The 16,753-nt window shown below is 76.6% G+C and carries 16 protein-coding genes; 8 read left to right on the plus strand and 8 right to left on the minus strand.

Translation table 11 applies throughout. The features are described 5' to 3' along the window. Positions 1–135 precede the first annotated feature (135 nt). Positions 136–1,584 carry a sensor histidine kinase gene (locus WJX68_RS00480; protein ID WP_340285433.1) on the plus strand — a complete coding sequence of 483 codons (1,449 nt, stop codon included), beginning with the start codon at positions 136–138 and terminating at the stop codon, positions 1,582–1,584. 20 nt (positions 1,585–1,604) lie between these two features. Further along, positions 1,605–2,246 carry a response regulator transcription factor gene (locus WJX68_RS00485; protein WP_340285875.1) on the plus strand — a complete coding sequence of 214 codons (642 nt, stop codon included), beginning with the start codon at positions 1,605–1,607 and terminating at the stop codon, positions 2,244–2,246. 14 nt (positions 2,247–2,260) lie between these two features. On the opposite strand, the gene WJX68_RS00490 is transcribed toward WJX68_RS00485, so the two are convergent. After that, entirely contained in the window at positions 2,261–4,036 is a 1,776-nt protein-coding gene (locus WJX68_RS00490) for an NHL domain-containing thioredoxin family protein (protein WP_340285435.1), read from the minus strand. 78 nt (positions 4,037–4,114) lie between these two features. Between WJX68_RS00490 and WJX68_RS00495 the strand changes: the two genes are divergently transcribed. Beyond that, positions 4,115–4,921 carry an Fpg/Nei family DNA glycosylase gene (locus WJX68_RS00495; protein ID WP_340285436.1) on the plus strand — a complete coding sequence of 269 codons (807 nt, stop codon included), beginning with the start codon at positions 4,115–4,117 and terminating at the stop codon, positions 4,919–4,921. 38 nt (positions 4,922–4,959) lie between these two features. Continuing rightward, positions 4,960–5,520 (plus strand): hypothetical protein, encoded by a 561-nt coding sequence (locus WJX68_RS00500; protein ID WP_340285437.1) that lies wholly within the window; start codon positions 4,960–4,962, stop codon positions 5,518–5,520. A gap of 3 nt (positions 5,521–5,523) precedes the next feature. On the opposite strand, the gene WJX68_RS00505 is transcribed toward WJX68_RS00500, so the two are convergent. The 6 genes from WJX68_RS00505 to pgi all read right to left on the minus strand — a co-directional run bounded on the left by WJX68_RS00505 (position 5,524) and on the right by pgi (position 12,566). Next, on the minus strand, positions 5,524–6,561 hold the full coding sequence (locus WJX68_RS00505) for a zinc-dependent alcohol dehydrogenase (RefSeq protein WP_340285438.1): 1,038 nt from the start codon (positions 6,559–6,561) through the stop codon (positions 5,524–5,526). Positions 6,562–6,566: 5 nt separating this feature from the next. Then, positions 6,567–7,847 carry a four-carbon acid sugar kinase family protein gene (locus tag WJX68_RS00510; protein ID WP_340285439.1) on the minus strand — a complete coding sequence of 427 codons (1,281 nt, stop codon included), beginning with the start codon at positions 7,845–7,847 and terminating at the stop codon, positions 6,567–6,569. After that, positions 7,844–9,082, minus strand: coding sequence for a RuBisCO large subunit C-terminal-like domain-containing protein (locus tag WJX68_RS00515; protein ID WP_340285440.1), 1,239 nt, complete (start codon positions 9,080–9,082; stop codon positions 7,844–7,846). The genes WJX68_RS00510 and WJX68_RS00515 overlap by 4 nt, the downstream gene beginning before the upstream one ends. Further along, positions 9,079–10,107: a zinc-dependent alcohol dehydrogenase gene (locus tag WJX68_RS00520; RefSeq protein ID WP_340285441.1), complete on the minus strand. Its 1,029-nt coding sequence runs from the start codon at positions 10,105–10,107 to the stop codon at positions 9,079–9,081. Before WJX68_RS00520 ends, WJX68_RS00515 begins: the two co-directional genes overlap by 4 nt. Positions 10,108–10,187: 80 nt before the next feature. Then, positions 10,188–10,847: a phosphatase PAP2 family protein gene (locus tag WJX68_RS00525; protein ID WP_340285442.1), complete on the minus strand. Its 660-nt coding sequence runs from the start codon at positions 10,845–10,847 to the stop codon at positions 10,188–10,190. A gap of 48 nt (positions 10,848–10,895) precedes the next feature. Next, positions 10,896–12,566, minus strand: coding sequence for a glucose-6-phosphate isomerase (pgi, locus tag WJX68_RS00530; protein ID WP_422785627.1), 1,671 nt, complete (start codon positions 12,564–12,566; stop codon positions 10,896–10,898). A gap of 508 nt (positions 12,567–13,074) precedes the next feature. Between pgi and WJX68_RS00535 the strand changes: the two genes are divergently transcribed. The 3 genes from WJX68_RS00535 to WJX68_RS00545 all read left to right on the plus strand — a co-directional run bounded on the left by WJX68_RS00535 (position 13,075) and on the right by WJX68_RS00545 (position 15,000). Further along, entirely contained in the window at positions 13,075–13,542 is a 468-nt protein-coding gene (locus WJX68_RS00535) for a DoxX family protein (protein ID WP_340285443.1), read from the plus strand. 142 nt (positions 13,543–13,684) lie between these two features. Then, positions 13,685–14,572: a HipA family kinase gene (locus WJX68_RS00540; protein ID WP_340285444.1), complete on the plus strand. Its 888-nt coding sequence runs from the start codon at positions 13,685–13,687 to the stop codon at positions 14,570–14,572. Next, on the plus strand, positions 14,569–15,000 hold the full coding sequence (locus tag WJX68_RS00545; protein WP_340285445.1) for a DUF3037 domain-containing protein: 432 nt from the start codon (positions 14,569–14,571) through the stop codon (positions 14,998–15,000). The genes WJX68_RS00540 and WJX68_RS00545 overlap by 4 nt, the downstream gene beginning before the upstream one ends. A 55-nt stretch (positions 15,001–15,055) precedes the next feature. Here WJX68_RS00545 and WJX68_RS00550 read toward each other — a convergent pair whose 3' ends face one another. Continuing rightward, positions 15,056–15,532, minus strand: a complete 477-nt coding sequence (locus tag WJX68_RS00550) for an SRPBCC family protein (protein ID WP_340285446.1) — start codon at positions 15,530–15,532, stop codon at positions 15,056–15,058. A gap of 142 nt (positions 15,533–15,674) precedes the next feature. Here WJX68_RS00550 and WJX68_RS00555 point away from each other — a divergent pair, with 142 nt between their 5' ends. Further along, complete coding sequence (locus tag WJX68_RS00555) at positions 15,675–16,748, plus strand: phosphotransferase family protein (protein WP_340285447.1); 1,074 nt, start codon at positions 15,675–15,677, stop codon at positions 16,746–16,748. Positions 16,749–16,753 lie beyond the last annotated feature (5 nt).

Here is a 16,753-nt window from a genome sequence, read left to right on the forward strand (position 1 = left end):
CCTTCTCGCGTCGTCGCGTTTCTTACTGTGGGTAGCTCATCACGGCGCGGCCGGGACGCGCGACCCCGCGGGGGCGTTCGTCACTCCGCCTATCCTCGTCCGCGGAGCAACCGCACCCGATTCGGAGGCGACACCGTGCCGGACGACGACCGCGACGTCGCGACGCGGAAGCGCCCTGCCCCCGACGAGCCGGGCGGCAGCCCGCTGGACGTCCACCTCGTCCGCGTCCTGGAGGGCTGGGGCAACGGCGCACTGCGCGAGTACCTGCTGCGCGACGGCGGCCCGCACCTGCCGCACCCGACCGGCTGGCCGTCGGCGTGGCCGGGACGGACCCGGCTCGGCGCGCAGATGGCCTACCTGCTCGCCGGCCTGCCGCTGGCGGTGGTCAGCGGGCTCGTCGTGCTCGTCGGGCTGGGCCTGGGCGCCGGGACGTTCGTCGTCTGGATCGGGCTGCCGATCACCGTCGGGATGCTGGCGGCCGCGCGCGGCTTCGCCGAGCTGGAGCGGCGGGCGACCGAGGCCGCGACCGGCGGCCCGCTGCCCCCGCACCACTACCGGCCCAACCGCGGCCGCTCGCTGATGGGGCGGCTGTTCCGCGCGCTGGCCGACCCGCAGAGCTGGCGCGACGTCGCGCACGCCGTCACCGCGCTGCCGGTGCGGATCGTGACCGCCGCCGTCGCGCTGGTGTGGGCGGTCACCGGGCTGGGCGGGCTGTTCTACGTCTTCTGGCAGTGGTCGCTGCCCCGCGGGGAGCGCAACTGGACGCTGTTCGGCTCGATCACCGGCATCGACTCGACCCTCGGCGACGTCGCGCTCAACACCGGCCTGGGCGTGCTGCTGCTGATGACGCTGCCGACGGTGGTGCGCTGGCTGACCGACGTGCGCGCGCTGCTCGCCCGTGGCCTGCTCACCAACCAGACCGCCGCGCTGCGGGCCCGCGCGCTCGCGCTGGCCGCGGGGCGGCGCGCCGCCGTCGCCGCCGAGGCGCAGACCCTGCGCCGCCTCGAACGCGACATCCACGACGGGCCGCAGCAGCGCCTCGTCCGGCTCGGGATGGACCTCGAGGCCGCGGTGCGCCGGCTCGACGACGACCCCGAGCGCGCCCGCCCGCTGCTGCACGAGGCCCTGGAGCAGAGCCGCGAGGCGCTCTCGGAGCTGCGCGCGCTCTCCCGGGGCATCGCCCCGCCGATCCTCGCCGACCGCGGCCTCGGGCCCGCGCTGCGCGCCGCCGCCGGGCGCTGCCCCGTCCCGGTGGACCTCGACGTCGGCCTCGACGACGGCGCCCGGCTGCCCGCGCTGGTCGAGAACACCGCCTACTTCGTGGTCACCGAGGCGCTCACCAATGTCGCCAAGCACGCCGGCGCGACCGCGGTCAGCGTCACCGTGACCGTCGACGCGACGCTGCTGCGGGTGTGCGTGCGCGACGACGGCCGCGGCGGCGCGCACCCGGGCAAGGGGCACGGCCTGGCCGGGCTCGCCGACCGCCTGGAGATCGTCGAGGGACGGCTGGAGGTGGACAGCCCGCCCGGTGGCCCGACGGTGCTCGTCGCCGAGGTCCCGGTCGCCGGGCTGGGCGACGCGTGACCGATCATGGATCCATGACGATGCGGGTGGTCCTCGCCGAGGACTCGGTGCTGCTGCGCGAGGGCCTGGTCCGGCTGCTGGAGGAGGCGGGCGCCACCGTGCTCGCCGCCGTCGGCGACGGGACCGCGCTGGTCGCGGCGGTGGCCGAGCACGGGCCCGAGGTGGCGGTCGTCGACGTCCGGATGCCGCCGTCGTTCACCGACGAGGGGCTGCGGGCCGCGCTGGAGATCCGCCGCGACCACCCCGGCGTCGGGATCCTGGTGCTGTCGCAGTACGTCGAGGAGTCCTACGCCACCGACCTGCTCGAGGCCGGTGGCGGTGTCGGCTACCTGCTGAAGGACCGCGTGTCCAAGCTCGCCGACCTGTCCGACGCGCTCGGCCGGGTCGCCGCGGGCGGCACCGTGCTCGACCCGGAGGTCGTGTCCGCGCTGCTCACCAAGCGCCGCCGCCGCGACCCGCTCGCCGAGCTGTCCCCGCGCGAGCGCGAGGTCCTGGAGCTGATGGCCCAGGGCCGCACCAACACCGCGATCGGCCGCCTCATGGTGATCACCCAGGGGGCGGTGGAGAAGCACATCTCCTCGATCTTCACCAAGCTCGGGCTGCCGCCGTCCTCCGACGACCACCGCCGCGTCATGGCGGTGCTGGCCTGGCTGGAGGGCTGAGCGGCCGGTCCGGCTCAGACCGAGCGCAGGTCCAGGTCCAGCTCGGCGGCGCCGTCGTCGCCGACGGTCACCGGGATGCCCCAGTCCTGCTGGTAGCGGTGGCAGGCGGCGAACCCGTCGCCCGGGTCGTCGCAGGCGGCCGCGGCCACCGCGACCTGCAGCACGCCGGGCCCGGCCGCCGGGTCCAGGCGCAGCGCGCGGGTCAGCCCGGTCGCGGTGCCCGCCCCGTCCAGCAGCAGCGACGGCGGGTCCGCGGCGACCGTGAGCGAGGTCGGGTCCCCGAAGCGGTCGTCGAGGTACTGCCCGGCCGGCGGGACGAAGCCGATGCGCAGCGCCACCTGCGGCGCGAGCGCGGTCGGGGCGCGCCGTACGGCGTGCGCGGCCCCGGCGACCAGCGACCCGCCCGGGACCGGGACCCGCACCAGGCGGTGCGCCGCGGACTCGACGACGACGAGCGTGTCGCCGTCGACGAGCAGGTCCGAGGGCTCGGCGAGCCCCTCGGCCAGCGTCGAGACCTGCCCGCTCGCCGGGTCGAAGCGGCGCACGGCGCCGTTGTAGGTGTCGGCGACGGCGACCGAGCCGTCGGGCAGCACCGTCACGCCGAGCGGGTGCTGCAGCAGCGCCTGCGCGGCCGGGCCGTCGCGGTGCCCGAACTCGAACAGCCCCTGCCCGACGGCGGTCGCGACGTCCGCGCCCGGGCCGTCGCCGATGCGGCGCAGCGCGGAGATCTCGCTGTCGGCGACCCACAGCGTGCCGTCGGGGCCGGTCGCGAGCCCGGAGGGCTGGGCGAAGAACGCCGCGTCGAACGGGCCGTCGCGCAGCCCCTCGTTGGAGGTGCCGGCCAGCACCCGCGCCTCGCCGCCGTCCGGGTCGACGGTCCAGAGCTGGTGCGGGCCCGCCATCGCGACGACGACCCGCCCGTCCCACCGTGCGAGGTCCCACGGCGAGGACAGCAGCGCCGAGACCCCGCCGGGCGCGACCCGCTCGCGCAGCTGCTCGCCGGTCCCCGCGAGCGTCGACACGGCGCCGGTGGCGAGCTCGACCCGGCGCACGGCGTGGTTGACGGTGTCGGCGACGAGCACCGCGTCGGCCGAGGGCAGCACCAGCAGCCCCTGCGGCTCGGAGAAGCGGGCGTGGTCCGCGTCGCCGTCGGCGAGACCGCGGGTGCCCGACCCGATCCGGCGGACCTCGGTGCCCAGGTCGGCCCGCAGCTCCACGAGCTGGTGGTGGGCGGTGTCGGAGGCGAGGAACGTCCCGCCGGGCAGCGCGACGACCTTGCCGGGGAAGCGCAGCGCGGTGTCCGGCGCGGGCGGCGGCACCGCCGGGTCGTCGCCGCGGCGCAGCCGGTCCCCGTGCTCGGCGACCAGCTCGCGCAGCAGCGCCGCGAGCCCGGGCCCGTGGCCCTCCCCGGCCATCCGTGCGACGACGAACCCGTCCGGGTCGATCACCGCCAGCGTCGGCCAGGCGCGGGCGGCGTAGGCGTCCCAGGTGGCGAGCTCGGGGTCGTCGAGCACGGGGTGGGTCACGCCGTAGCGCTCGACGGCGGCCTCGACCGCGGCCGGGTCGGCCTCGTGCACGAACTTCGGCGAGTGCACCCCGACGACGGTCAGGACGTCGCCGAACTCCTCCTCCAGCGGCCGGAGCTCGTCGAGGACGTGCAGGCAGTTGACGCAGCAGAACGTCCAGAAGTCCAGGACGACGATCCGCCCGCGCAGCCCGGCGAGGCTCAGCTCCCGCCCGCCGGTGTTGAGCCAGCGCCGCCCGCGCAGCTCGGGGGCCCGGACCTTCATGCGTTCACCCGTGGTCACACCGGGGACCAACGACGCACCGCCGCGCGGGTGTTCCCCGATCGCGCCACACTGATCGTCATGCCCGAGCTGCCCGAGGTGGAGAACGCGCGCACGGTCCTCGCCGAGGCCGTCGGCCGGACGATCACCGACGTCGACGACCGCGACGACTGGGTGTGCCGCCCGCACCGCCCCGGGGACATCGCCTCCGCGCTGAAGGGCGGGCGGCTCACCCGGGCCCACCGCATCGGCAAGACCATGTGGTGCGACACCGAGACCGCCGACGGCGACGCCGGCCCCGCGCTGGGCGTGCACCTCGGCATGGGCGGGCGGATCGTGGTCACCAACGGCGACGGCGAGCGCATCGGCGGCGGCCCCGCCCGCCCCGACCGGCAGCCGCGCAAGGCCGAGTGGGACCGGTTCACGATGACCTTCGACGACGGCGGCCGCTTCCGGCTCTTCGACAAGCGCCGCCTCGGCCGGGTCCGGCTCGACCCCGACCTGTCCGGTCTCGGTCCCGACGCGGAGGGCATGGAGCCGGCCGAGTTCCGCGACCGGCTCCTGCGCGGGACGGCGGCGGTCAAGGCGCGGCTGCTCGACCAGTCGGTGCTCGCCGGCGTCGGGAACCTGCTGGCCGACGAGACGCTGTGGCAGGCGCGGATCGACCCGCGCACGCGGGTGCACGACCTCACCCGCACCGACCTGGACAGGCTGCACCGCAACCTCGACCGGGCGCTGGAACGGGCGATCGCCCGCGGCGGCGTGCACACCGGCGAGGTCATCGAGCACCGGCACCCGGGCGGGCACTGCCCGCGCTGCGGGACGGAGATGGTGCACGGGACCGTGGGCGGGCGCTCGACGTGGTGGTGCCCGCAGGAGCAGACCTGACGCGCGGCCCGGTGCGGGCCGCCGTGCAGAATCACCTCATGCCGGACGAGTCCGACACCGCCCTGCTCCACGTCCAGCGTGGCCTCGTCCGCGCCGACGACTCCCCGCCCGACCTCGCCGCCCAGCGCCGCGCGCACGGGAGCACCCGTATTGCCCGGTGGGCGCGGTGGCTGCCGCCCGCGGTGCTCGCCGCCCTCGTCGTCGCGGCGGTCCTGCCGGGCGTCGGCGGGGCCGGGTTCTGGCTGCTCGCGGTGCTCGCCGTCCTCGCCGCCGTGGTGGTCGCGGTGCTGGCCGCCCGCGCCGCCGTCGTCGCGCAGGCGGCGGCCGGGCTGCCCGTGCCGATCGAGATCACCGGGAAGGTCGCGACGGCGATGCGCGCCGTGCTCGCCGTGACCGGGGCGCTGCGCAGCCGCCGCGCCGGCGGGGCCGGTGAGGGCGTCGCGGTGGTGCGGGAGTGGACCCGTGCGACCGGCGACCTGCGCGCGGCCTGGCTGCGCGGCGACGTCGGCGCGTGGCACGACCACGCCCGCGCGCTCGTCGCGGTGGGGGAGCGGGCCGCACGGTTGCGCGCCGCGTCGGAGCCGGACCCGCCGCGGTAGGGCTCAGCCGAGGCCGGGCAGCAGCAGGACCTTGCCGGCGTCGCCGGTGAGCAGCCCCAGCGCCTCGTCCACGGCGGACAGCGGCAGCCGGTGGGTGACCAGCCGGTCCAGCTCCACCCGCCCGGACCCGACGAGCAGCAGCAGGTCCTCCCAGGTGTCCCACAGCCGTCGCCCGAAGATCCCGCGGACCTCGATCTGGCGCCGGTTCACGTGCGCGGCGAGGTCGACCGCGGCGGGCCGCCCGGGATGGCCCACGGTCACCAGCGTCGCGCCGACCGCGAGCGAGGCGAGCAGCGGGTCGAGCGTGCCGGGCGCGCCGGAGCACTCGACGGCGACGTCGAACCCGCCGCGCCGCCCGGCCAGGTCGCGGCAGGTGGCGACGACGTCGCCGGCGGCCGGGTCGAGCGCGACCGCGCCGAACGCCTGCGCCCGGGCGCGGCGGGCGGGGTTCGGTTCCACCGCGACGACGTGCGCGGCGCCGAGCACCCGTGACAGGTGGACCACCGCCAGCCCGACCGGCCCGCAGCCGCTGACCAGCACGGACCGCCCGGCGACGGCGTACCCGCAGCGCTGCACCGCGTGCATCGCCACGCCCGCGGACTCCAGCAGCGCCGCCGTCTGCGGGCCGACGCCGTCGGGCACCGCGACGCAGATCCCGGCCGGGACGGCGACCCGCTCGGCGAACACGCCGTCGACGTGCATCCCGAGGATGCGGGTCCGCTCGCAGGCGTGCGCCCACCCGGTCCGGCAGGGCACGCACAGCCCGCACGCGAGGTGGCTCTCCAGCGCGACGCGGTCCCCGGCGCGCAGTCCCTCGACGCCGGGCCCGATCTCCAGCACGGTGCCCGCGCCCTCGTGGCCGAGCACCACCGGCAGGGCCGGCGCGAACGCCTGCGCCGCGGAGCCCCACGCGGCGAGCTCCCGGTCGGTCCCGCACAGCGACGCCGCCTCGACCGCGAGCAGGACCTCGCCGGCCCCGGCCCGCGGCTCGGCGACGTCGTCGCGGTAGGCCACGCCCGGCCCGGCCGCGGGCTTGAGCACGGCCCTCACCGGGGCCGCCCGGCCGCGAAGCGGTGCAGGACGTCGGGCGGCCCGGCCTGGCCGCCCTTGAGCACGAGCCGGCACCCGGTCAGTGCCTGCGGGCCGTCGGTGACCCGGCAGACCGGCGCGAGCGGCACGAACGGCGCGACGACGCGCAGCTCCCGCGCCCCCATCGCGACCAGCGCGTGGCCGGAGGTGTCGCCGCCGCACACGACGACGTCGCCGGTCAGGCCCCCGGTGACGGCGGCCGCGGCGAGCCGCCCGATCCGGGCGCCGGTGGCGGCGGGGTCGGCGCCGTCGTGGCGCAGCGCGGGGTCGTCGGGCCCGCGGACGGTGTAGGCGACGACGTCCTCACCGCGCCGCAGCGCCGCGGTGACCGCGTCGCCCGCCCGTGCCTCGGCGTCCTGCTGCCCGGCGCCGGCGGGGACGGGCACCCCGGTCCAGCCGCGGCCCAGTGCGTCGTCGATCTGGTCCCCGGTCACCGCCGACGCCGACGCGCTGACGGCCAGCACCGGGCCGGTGGCGCCCCGGTCGCCGTCGCCGGGCGGGGCGCCGGACCCGCGGCGGCGGGCGAGCGCGGCCATGATCCCGCCGGACCCGACGACCAGCGACGGCGCGGCCGGGTCGGCGAGCAGCGCGGCGGCGACCCGGTCGAGGTCCTCGTCGGTGACGGCGTCGACGACGAACGCCGGGCCGTGCCCGGCCCGCAGCCGGGCCCAGTGCCCGTCGAAGCCGGCGTGCCCGGGCAGGTCGAGCAGGGCCACGTCCGGGGCGCCGGTGAGCTGCCCGGCCAGCACGCGGCGCAGGTCCGCCTCGTGCATCGGCGTGACCGGGTGCCGCGACATGACCGGGTGCCGGTCGAGGCGGTGCACCGCGTCGCCCGAGCGGCCGAAGTGGTTGCCGAACGCGGTGTGGCGCCCCGCCGAGGGCTGCGCGGGCGCGACCGGCACCGGCCCGTGCCCGGGCACCGCCTCGTGCAGCAGCTCGATGCCGCGCCCGATGCTGCCGACGGTGGCCGAGGAGTCGAAGGTGGAGCAGACCTTGTAGAGCAGCACCTGCGGGGCGGCCGCGACCAGCGGCGCGACCCCCGCGCGGACGGCGGCGTCGAGCTCGTCGCCGGCCAGCGACCGGGCGGTCCCGGCGACGCCGACGACGTCGGTGTCCGGCAGCCCGCCCGCCGGGTCGAGCACCAGCGCCGCGGACAGCCCGCCGCCGTGGGCCTGCACGAGCACGTCGGAGGCGCCGGTGAGGTCGTCGGCGAAGAACCCGACCACCGGCCCGCTCACGACAGCACCGCCGCCAGCTCGGGCACCGACCGGGCGGCCTGCGCCAGCGGGGTCCCGGAGCGGGCCGCGTCCCACGCCGCCCGCAGCGCCCGCACCCCGTCGCCGGGCCCGCCCGGGTGCCCGACGATCCCGCCCCCGGCCAGCATGAGCAGGTCGGTCGAGCCGACGGCGGCGAAGGTGGGGGCGGGGGTGTGCACGGTCTGCCCCGACGACAGCGTCGGCAGCACCGGCAGGGTCTCCCCGAGCGGGGCCTGCAGGCTGCGGATGTTCGCGGCGACCTGGTCGTCGGTCTCGGAGAACTTGCTGCCCAGCCCGCTGACGTGCACGTGGTCGGCCCCGGCGAGGCGGGCCAGCTGCTGCCAGGCCGTGTAGTCCACCCCGAGCGCGGGGTGGCGCATCTGGGCGGCCAGCCCGGCCCGGTGGCCGTGGATCGGGACCTCGGCGAAGGAGCGCAGCCACGCCAGCGCGGGCAGCCCCATCATCGGCACCGACAGCATCACGCAGCGGCCCCCGGCGGCGACCACGGTGTCGTGCCGCGCCCGCAGCCCGGCCAGGTCGCCGGTGATGTTGAACGCGTACATCGTCGGGTGGCCGGTGATCTGCTCGGCGGCGGCGATCTCCTCGGTGGCGATCCGGACCCGCGTCGCCAGCGGCAGGTACGCGGGGTCGGTCATCAGCTCGTCGTCCTTGATCAGGTCGATCGAGGCGCGGGCCAGCTCGCGCACGACGGAGCGGAAACCGTCCTCGTCGAGCCCGACGTTGGGTTTGACGATCGTCCCGACCAGCACGCCCCCGGCGCCGCCGATCAGCTCGCGGGTGCCGGGCACGCCGAACGCGGGGCCGGGGTGCGCGGCGACGAACTCCCCGGGCAGCGTCAGCGACGACAGCCGGCAGGCGGTGAGGTCGCCCAGCTCGAACAGGTTCCCGGCGACGGCGGTGAGCAGCGTCGCGAGGTCGGTGCCGACGTTCTCCATCGGGAACTCGACGGTCGCGCGGGCCGGGCGCACCCGCTCCGGTGCGAACCGGGTCGGCAGCGAGGGGGCGCGTTCCTCGCCGACGTCGAGGGCGACGACCTGGGCGCCGTGGCGTTCGCGCAGCGCGTCGGTCTCACCCGGCACGGCGGTGAAGGTGCCGCTGGACTGCTCCCCGGCCAGCCCGGCGGCCGACCGCTCGGGGTCGACGGCCTCGATGTCGTAGACGGCGGTGACGCGCCGGGGGTCGCGGGTGCCGGTCACCGGGCACCGTCCGCCGGGTCGACGAGCAGCTTGACGACGTCGTCGGAGCGGCCGTCCAGCGCGGCCCGCAGGAACGCGACGGCGCCGTCGAGCCCCCCGCCGTCGGTGACCAGGCCGGCCAGGGTGCGCCAGTGCTCGCCGAGCCCGCGGGCGGCGGCGGCGAAGTCGTCGGCGGTGTAGACGGTGGACCCGACCAGCGACTTCTCGTCCTGCTGCAGCGCGGCGACGTCGAAGGTGACCGGCCCGGCGAACAGCCCGACCACGACGACGGTGCCGCGCGGGCGCAGCAGCGCGACGGCGTCGTCGAGGATCCCGGGGGCCGTCGCGGCGACGTGGACGAGGTCGAACCCGTCGCCGCGCACCGCGTCGCGCCACCCGTCGGTCGTCGGGTCGGCGGTCGCGTGCGCCCCGACGCGCGTGCAGGCCTCCCGGCTGGCCGCCCGCGGGTCGGTGGCGAGCAGGTGCTCCGCACCGCCGGTCGCGGCCAGGTGCACGAGCAGCGCCCCGATCGGGCCGCCGCCCAGCACGGCCACCCGCGCCCCGCGGGGCGCGGGCCCCGCCGCGACGGCGTGCTCGGCGACGGCCAGCGGCTCGGCCAGCGCGAGCAGCGCGGCGGGCACGGCGTCGTCGACCGGGTGCAGGCAGGAGACGGGGGCGGTGACCTGCTCGGCGAGGGTCCCCGGCCAGCCCGCCATGCCGAGCATGAGCCGGTCGCGGCACAGGTGGACCAGACCCGTCGTGCACGGGGCGCAGCGCCCGCAGGCCCGCTGGGGCTCCAGCGCGACCGGGCGGCCCCGCCAGGACGGGTCGACCCCGTCGCCGACGGCGGTGACGATCCCGCCGCCCTCGTGCCCGGTGATCAGCGGCGGCACCCGGAAGGGGTGCACCCCCCGCAGCGCGGTGACGTCGGACCCGCAGACCCCGGCCGAGGTGATGCGGACGGTCACCTCGCCCGCATCCGGGCGGGGCGGGGCCACGTCGACGACGCGGGCGGTGCGGTCGGTGCCGAACTCGACGGCTCTCATCGGTCCTCCCGGGACGGTCCGGCCACCTCGGCCGGCGGAGACGGTGGTGACGCCGCCGGTGCCCGGCGCCGGGACGGGGCTCAGGCCGCGCCCACCCGCCGGCGCGCGGTGACCACGGCCAGTGCGGTGGTGCCGGCGAACGCGAGCCCGGCCCCGAGCGCCCACCCGGCGAGCACGTCGGACAGCCAGTGCACGCCCAGGTAGATCCGGGTGAACCCGACCGCACCCGCCCACAGCACGGCGAACCCGGCGAGCAGCACCCGTCCCCGTGCCGCGAGCAGCGGCCAGGTCACGAGCACCAGCGTCGTCCAGGCGGCGGCGACCATCGTGGCGTGCCCGGACGGCAGCGACTCGTTGGCGACGGCCAGCACCTGCAGGTCCGCCGGGGGGCGCGCCCGGTCCACGAGCCGCTTGACGACGGTGAACACCACGCTCGCGACCAGCGGGACCGCCGCCAGGCACAGGCCGGCGGCGCGGTGCCCGCGCCCGGCGAGCAGCGCCCCGCCCGCCAGCCCGACCACCGTGCTGCCCACGGTGTTGCCGAGCTCGGTGACGACCAGGGCCAGGGTCGTGACACCCGGGATCCGGTCGGCGGCCAGCCCGACCGCCGTCGCGGTGTCCCCGCCCTGCAGCCCGCCGGTCGCCGCGACGGCGACGAGCACGGCGGCCAGCACGAGCAGCACCGCCGCCACCGGCCCGGTCAGGCGGGCCGGCAGCGGCGGTCGTCCCCGGTCGTCCATGGCCGGATTCTCACCCGGCGGGCACGGTCGCGCCGGACGGGAGACGGGTCAGCGGCCGCGCCAGGCGCGGTAGCGGCCGACGAGGGCGGCGGTGGAGCCGTCGAGACCCGCCTCCTGCGCGTCCGGCGGGTCGGCGGCGTAGAGGGCGGGGCCGAACTGCTTCGCCATGACCTTGCCCAGCTCGACGCCCCACTGGTCGAAGGAGTCGATCCCCCAGATCACGCCCTCGACGAACGTCACGTGCTCGTAGAAGGCGATGAGCTGCCCCAGCACCGACGGGGTCAGCCGCTCGGCGAGGATCGTCGACGACGGCCGGTTCCCCGGCATCACCTTGTGCGGCACGATCGCCGCGGGCGTGCCGTCCGCCTCGACCTCGGCGGCGGTCTTGCCGAACGCGAGCGCCGCGGACTGTGCGAACAGGTTCGCCATGAACAGGTCGTGCATGTCGGCCTCGCCCTCGCCGGGCAGGTCGTGGTGCGGGCGGGCGAAGCCGATGAAGTCGCACGGCACGAGCCGGGTGCCCTGGTGCAGCAGCTGGTAGAACGCGTGCTGCCCGTTGGTCCCGGGCTCGCCCCAGAAGATCTCGCCGGTCGTCGTCGTCACCGGGGTGCCGTCCCGGCGGACGGACTTGCCGTTGGACTCCATCGTCAGCTGCTGCAGGTAGGCGGGCAGCCGGTGCAGGTACTGGGAGTAGGGGAGCACCGCGCGGGTGTCGGCGCCGAAGAAGTTCGAGTACCAGATGCCGAGCATCCCGGCGATCACCGGCAGGTTCTGCTCCAGCGGCGTCTCGCGGAAGTGGACGTCCATGGCGTGCATCCCGGCCAGGAACTGCGCGAAGTGCTCCCGGCCGATGGCGCACATCAGCGACAGGCCGATGGCGGAGTCGAGCGAGTAGCGCCCGCCGACCCAGTCCCAGAAGCCGAACATGTTGTCGGTGGAGATGCCGAACTCCGACACCTTCTCCGCGTTGGTCGAGACCGCGGCGAAGTGCCGGGCGACGGCGTCGGTGGAGCCGGTGCCCAGCCCGTCGAGCAGCCAGGCCCGCGCGTTGCGGGCGTTGGTCAGCGTCTCCTGGGTGGTGAAGGTCTTGGACGAGACCACGAACAGCGTGGTCGCCGGGTCCAGGTCGCGGGTCTTCTCGACGAGGTCGGTCGGGTCGATGTTGGACACGAACCGGCACTCGAGCTCGCGCAGGGCGTAGTCGCGCAGCGCCTCGTAGGCCATGACCGGGCCGAGGTCCGAGCCGCCGATGCCGATGTTGACCACGGTGCGGATGCGCTGACCGGTGAACCCGGTCCACTCCCCGGAGCGGACGGCGTCGGTGAACGCGCCCATCCGGTCGAGCACCTCGTGCACGTCGGCGACGACGTCCTGGCCGTCGACGGTCAGCGACGCGTCGCGCGGCAGCCGCAGCGCGGTGTGCAGCACCGCGCGGTCCTCGGAGGTGTTGACGTGCTCGCCGGTGAACATCGCCTCGGTGCGCGCGGGCAGCCCGGCCGCCCGGGCCAGCGCGGCGAGCAGGCCGACGGTGTCGCGGGTGACGCGGTGCTTGGAGTAGTCGAGCACGAGGTCGGCGCCCTCGGCGGTCAGTGCCGTCGCCCGCCCCGGGTCGTCGTCGAACAGCGACCGCAGGTGCCGTGGCTCGACCTCCGCAGCGTGCTCGGTCAGCGCCGTCCATTCCCGCGTCGCCGTGATGTCTCTGCTGTTCGTGTCGGACACGGCCGCCATCATGGCGCAGCACCCCACCCCGGGCGCGCCGACACGACCACCGGCGGCGCACCGGTCCGCGGCACCGGTGCAGGGCGCTGGGCCGCCCGGGCGTACCGCCCGTCGCGACCGGCCGCCGGTGGGACGAGCGGTGTGTCCGCATCGCCGGACTGCACCCCGGCCCGACCGTGGGTGACACCGGACCGGGTGAGGCGCGTGTCACTACGACGTCCGGGTGACGGGCCGGTGCCGGGTGGCACGCTGCGTGCTCGTGACCTGCGGCGATCCGGAGGGCGGGAGGTCGCCGGCCGCCGTTCGACCGGTCGTGCCGCCGAACGCACCGGTCGCGGCGGGCCCCGTACGGGTGACACACCGTGGCGCGCATCTCGTCGCGCGGTGCGGCCGTCTCGTCGCGCAGAGTCGCTGAACCGGGTGGCGGAGCGGGTTCGTGCGCTTAGGGTCTTGTGCAGTCCGTGGTGACGAGGTCACCCGCGGTGATCAGCTCGTACCTGGAGGAACCGTGTACCGCTCCCTGACCGGAACCCCGCGCGACGTCGTCCTGCTCGTCGCCCGTCTCGTGCTCGCCTACATCATGGTCATGCACTCGTGGAAGAAGATCGACGCCGGTCTCTTCGACACGGCGACGGTCTTCGCGAAGTTCGGCATCCCGCTGGCCATCGGCGCGGCCTCGTTCACGATCGTCGTGGAGCTCGTGTTCTCGCTGTCGGTCGCGCTCGGCCTGCGCATGGTGGTGCCCGGCGCGCTGATGACCTTCGTGATGTGCGGCGCGATCTGGTTCGTCCACGGCAAGAACGGCCTGTTCATGGCCGACAACGGCTGGGCGCTGGTCGGCACGATCATCTGCGCGACCCTGATCCTGATGTCCACCGGCGCCGGCCGGTTCAGCCTCGACGAGGTGCTCTCCCGCCAGTCCGCCCGCCGGATGGAGCAGACCCAGGCCATCCCGCGCCAGACCGTCTCGGTCTGACGACCTCCCGGTCCGCCCGCGCGCCCCGATGCCGGGCGGACCGGTGACCCCGCCGACCCCCGGCGAGCACGACGACGGCCCGCATCCCGACGCCACGGGATGCGGGCCGTTCGTGTCGTGCGCGCCCCGATAGCCTCCGCGGGTGACCTCCGAGCCGGCCCGGACGCTGCCCCGGCTGACCGCCGTCCGCTACGTCACGCCGCTGCGCGAGGGCGGGTCGCTGCCGGGGCTGATGGAGGCCGACGACCTGGGCACCTACGCCGTGAAGTTCACCGGCGCCGGGCAGGGCCGCCCGGTCCTGGTCAACGAGGTCGTCGCCGGCGAGCTGGCCCGCGCGCTGGGCCTGCCGGTGCCGCGCCTGGCCACGGTCGTCGTCGACGGGCGGCTGGGCCGCACCGAGCCCGACGAGGAGGTCCAGGAGCTGCTGCGCCACTCCGACGGGCTCAACCTCGCGGTCGACTTCCTGCCCGGCGCGCTCGACCTGGACCCGGTCGCGTTCGACGTGGGGCCGGGGTTCGCCGGGCGCGTGCTGTGGTTCGACGCGCTGGTCGGCAACGTCGACCGGTCCTGGCGCAACTCCAACATGCTGCTGTGGCACCGCAGCCCGTACCTGATCGACCACGGCGCGACGCTGACCTTCGCCCACGACTGGTCGGCGGCACCGCGCTTCGCCCGCCGCCCGTTCGACGCGGGCGACCACGTGCTGCTGGGCTCCGCGCCCGACCTCGACGCCGCCGACGCCGCGCTCGCCCCGCTGGTCACCCCGGCACTGCTGGGCGAGGTCGTCGCGCTCGTCCCCGACGAGTGGATCGACGGCCCCCACCTGCCCGACGGGTTCGACGGCCCCGACGCCGTCCGCGAGGCCTACGCCGATGCGCTGCTGGCCCGGGTCGCGCAGCGCGACGCCTGGCTGCCCGCGGTGGCGCGGACCGTCGCGGCGGGCCGCCCGCGGCCGGTGCGGCGGGCCCCGCGCCGCCCGCCGTGGCTGCGCATCGGCGGCGCCGGGCGCGACGGCGGGAGCGTCCGGTGACCGCGCTGGTGCCCTACGAGTACGCACTGCTGCAGGTCGTCCCGTGCGTCGAGCGCGGCGAGACGATGAACGCCGGGGTGCTGCTGCACTGCCGGGCCCGCGACGTGCTGGCCGTCCGCGTGCACCTCGACCGCGCCCGGCTGGCCGCGCTCGCCCCGCGGGCCGACGCCGACGCGGTCGCCGAGGCGCTGGAGACCGTCGCCGCGGTGGCCGCGGTGCCCGAACCGCCGCGCTCGGACCGGCACGCCACCGGTGCGCTGGCGGCCCGCGGGCCCGGGGCGGGGGAGGACATCGGGCGTCGCTTCCGGCGGCTGACCACCGCCCGCAGCACGATCGTGCGGCCCGGCCCGGTGCACGCCGGGCTCACCGCGGACCCGGTCGCCGAGGCCGACCGGCTGCTCGCCCGGCTCGTGCTGGCGCCGTCCTGAGCGCGACGACGGCGCCGCCCCGCGCGGTGCGGGCGGCGCCGTCGTGGCGGGTCGCTCAGGCGGACGCGGCCCGGCCCGCCCTGTCGATCGAGTCGGCCAGCTGGTCCTCGGACAGCATCGGGAAGAAGCCCCGGAAGTCCTGGTCCTGCACGCCGCTCCAGTCGTAGACCTGGGTGACCTTCGTGCCGTCGCCCTCGGGCTCCAGGTGCCAGGTGTAGGTGTGGCCCTCGGCGCGCACGTCGCCGATCTGGTCCTTCTTCAGGTCGATCGGGTGCATCGCGGGGGCCCAGCCGATCACGCGGTCGGTCTCGAACGCGGTGACGGTGTTCTTCATCTGGTAGTCGCCGAGCTGGCCGTTGTGCATGTTCATGACGAACTCGTCGCCGACACCGCCGATCTCCGACGCGCCGTCCACGCCGCGGAGCATGTCGGCGCCGTCGATCTCCTGGTGCCGGGCCGGGGTCGACAGCAGCGCGAACAGCTGCTGCGGCGAGGCCGCGACGGTGCGGGTGACACTGATCTGGTCGCTCACGTGTTCCTCTCCCGCCGGTGCGGCACCCGTACCGGGATGGCGGGCCGCGACCGGCATGCATGATCACACGAGAGGTGCCCGCAATGGGGCGTCGCGAAACAGGGGGTGGCCCGGGGGCGAGGCGATCATGTTGCATCGGGGCATGACCGACGCACACGACGGGGTGGACCCGGTCGCCCTGACCCGCTGGCTCGCGGCGCAGGTGCCGCAGGTGCGGACCGGCGACGGCCCGGTGGCCGTGGAGCGGATCTCCGGGGGGCACTCCAACCTGACCTTCCGCATCACCGGCGCCGACGGCACGCCGTTCGCGCTGCGCCGCCCGCCGACCGGTGGCGTGCTCGCCACCGCCCACGACATGAGCCGGGAGTGGCGCTTCCTCACCGCGCTGGCCGGCACCGCGGTCCCGCTCGCCGAGCCGGTCGCCTACTGCGACGACACCGCCGTGCTCGGCGCCGGGTTCTACGTCATGGGCTGGGTCGACGGCGTCGTGCCCGGTGACCGGTCGGCGGGGGAGGCGGTCCCGGAGACCGAGCGGCGGGCCTGCGGGCTCGACGCCGCCGAGGTGCTGGCCGCGCTGCACGCCGTCGACCCGGCCGAGGTCGGGCTCGGTGACCTGGCGCGACCCGGCCGCTACCTGGAACGGCAGCTGCGGCGCTGGCACCGGCAGGCGCACTCGGGCGCGTTCACCGATCTCGACGCGATCGACGCCGCGCACGCCGCACTGGTCGCGGCGATGCCGCCGGAGCCGGCCGAGGGGCCGCGGATCGCACACGGCGACTACCGGCCGGGGAACCTGGCGTTCCGGGGCGGGCGGATCACCGGCGTCTTCGACTGGGAGCTGGCTGCGCTGGGGGAGCCGCTGGCCGACCTGGGGTGGCTGCTCGCGTCGTGGGAACGCCCGGGCGACACGCTGCCCGCGATCACCAGCGGCCCGACGGCGGCGCCCGGCTGGCCCGACCGGGACCTGGTCGCCACCCGCTACGCCGAGCGGTCCGGCCGCGCGCTGGACCAGCTGCCGTACTGGGTGGCGTTCGCCCACTGGCGCTGCGCGTGCATCGGCACCGGCGTCTGGACCCGCTACGCCCAGGGCAACATGGGCGCCGGCGCGGAGTCCGGCGAGGTGCTGGAGCGGCGGCGGCGCCGGGTGGTCGCCGATGCGCAGGCCGCGCTCGCCGCACTGGAGAGGACCGGCGCGCGCTCCGGCGGCGAGGCGTAGTCTCC

Origin of the sequence: Pseudonocardia spirodelae (assembly GCF_037727765.1) — a bacterium.
Lineage (GTDB): Bacteria > Actinomycetota > Actinomycetes > Mycobacteriales > Pseudonocardiaceae > Pseudonocardia > Pseudonocardia spirodelae.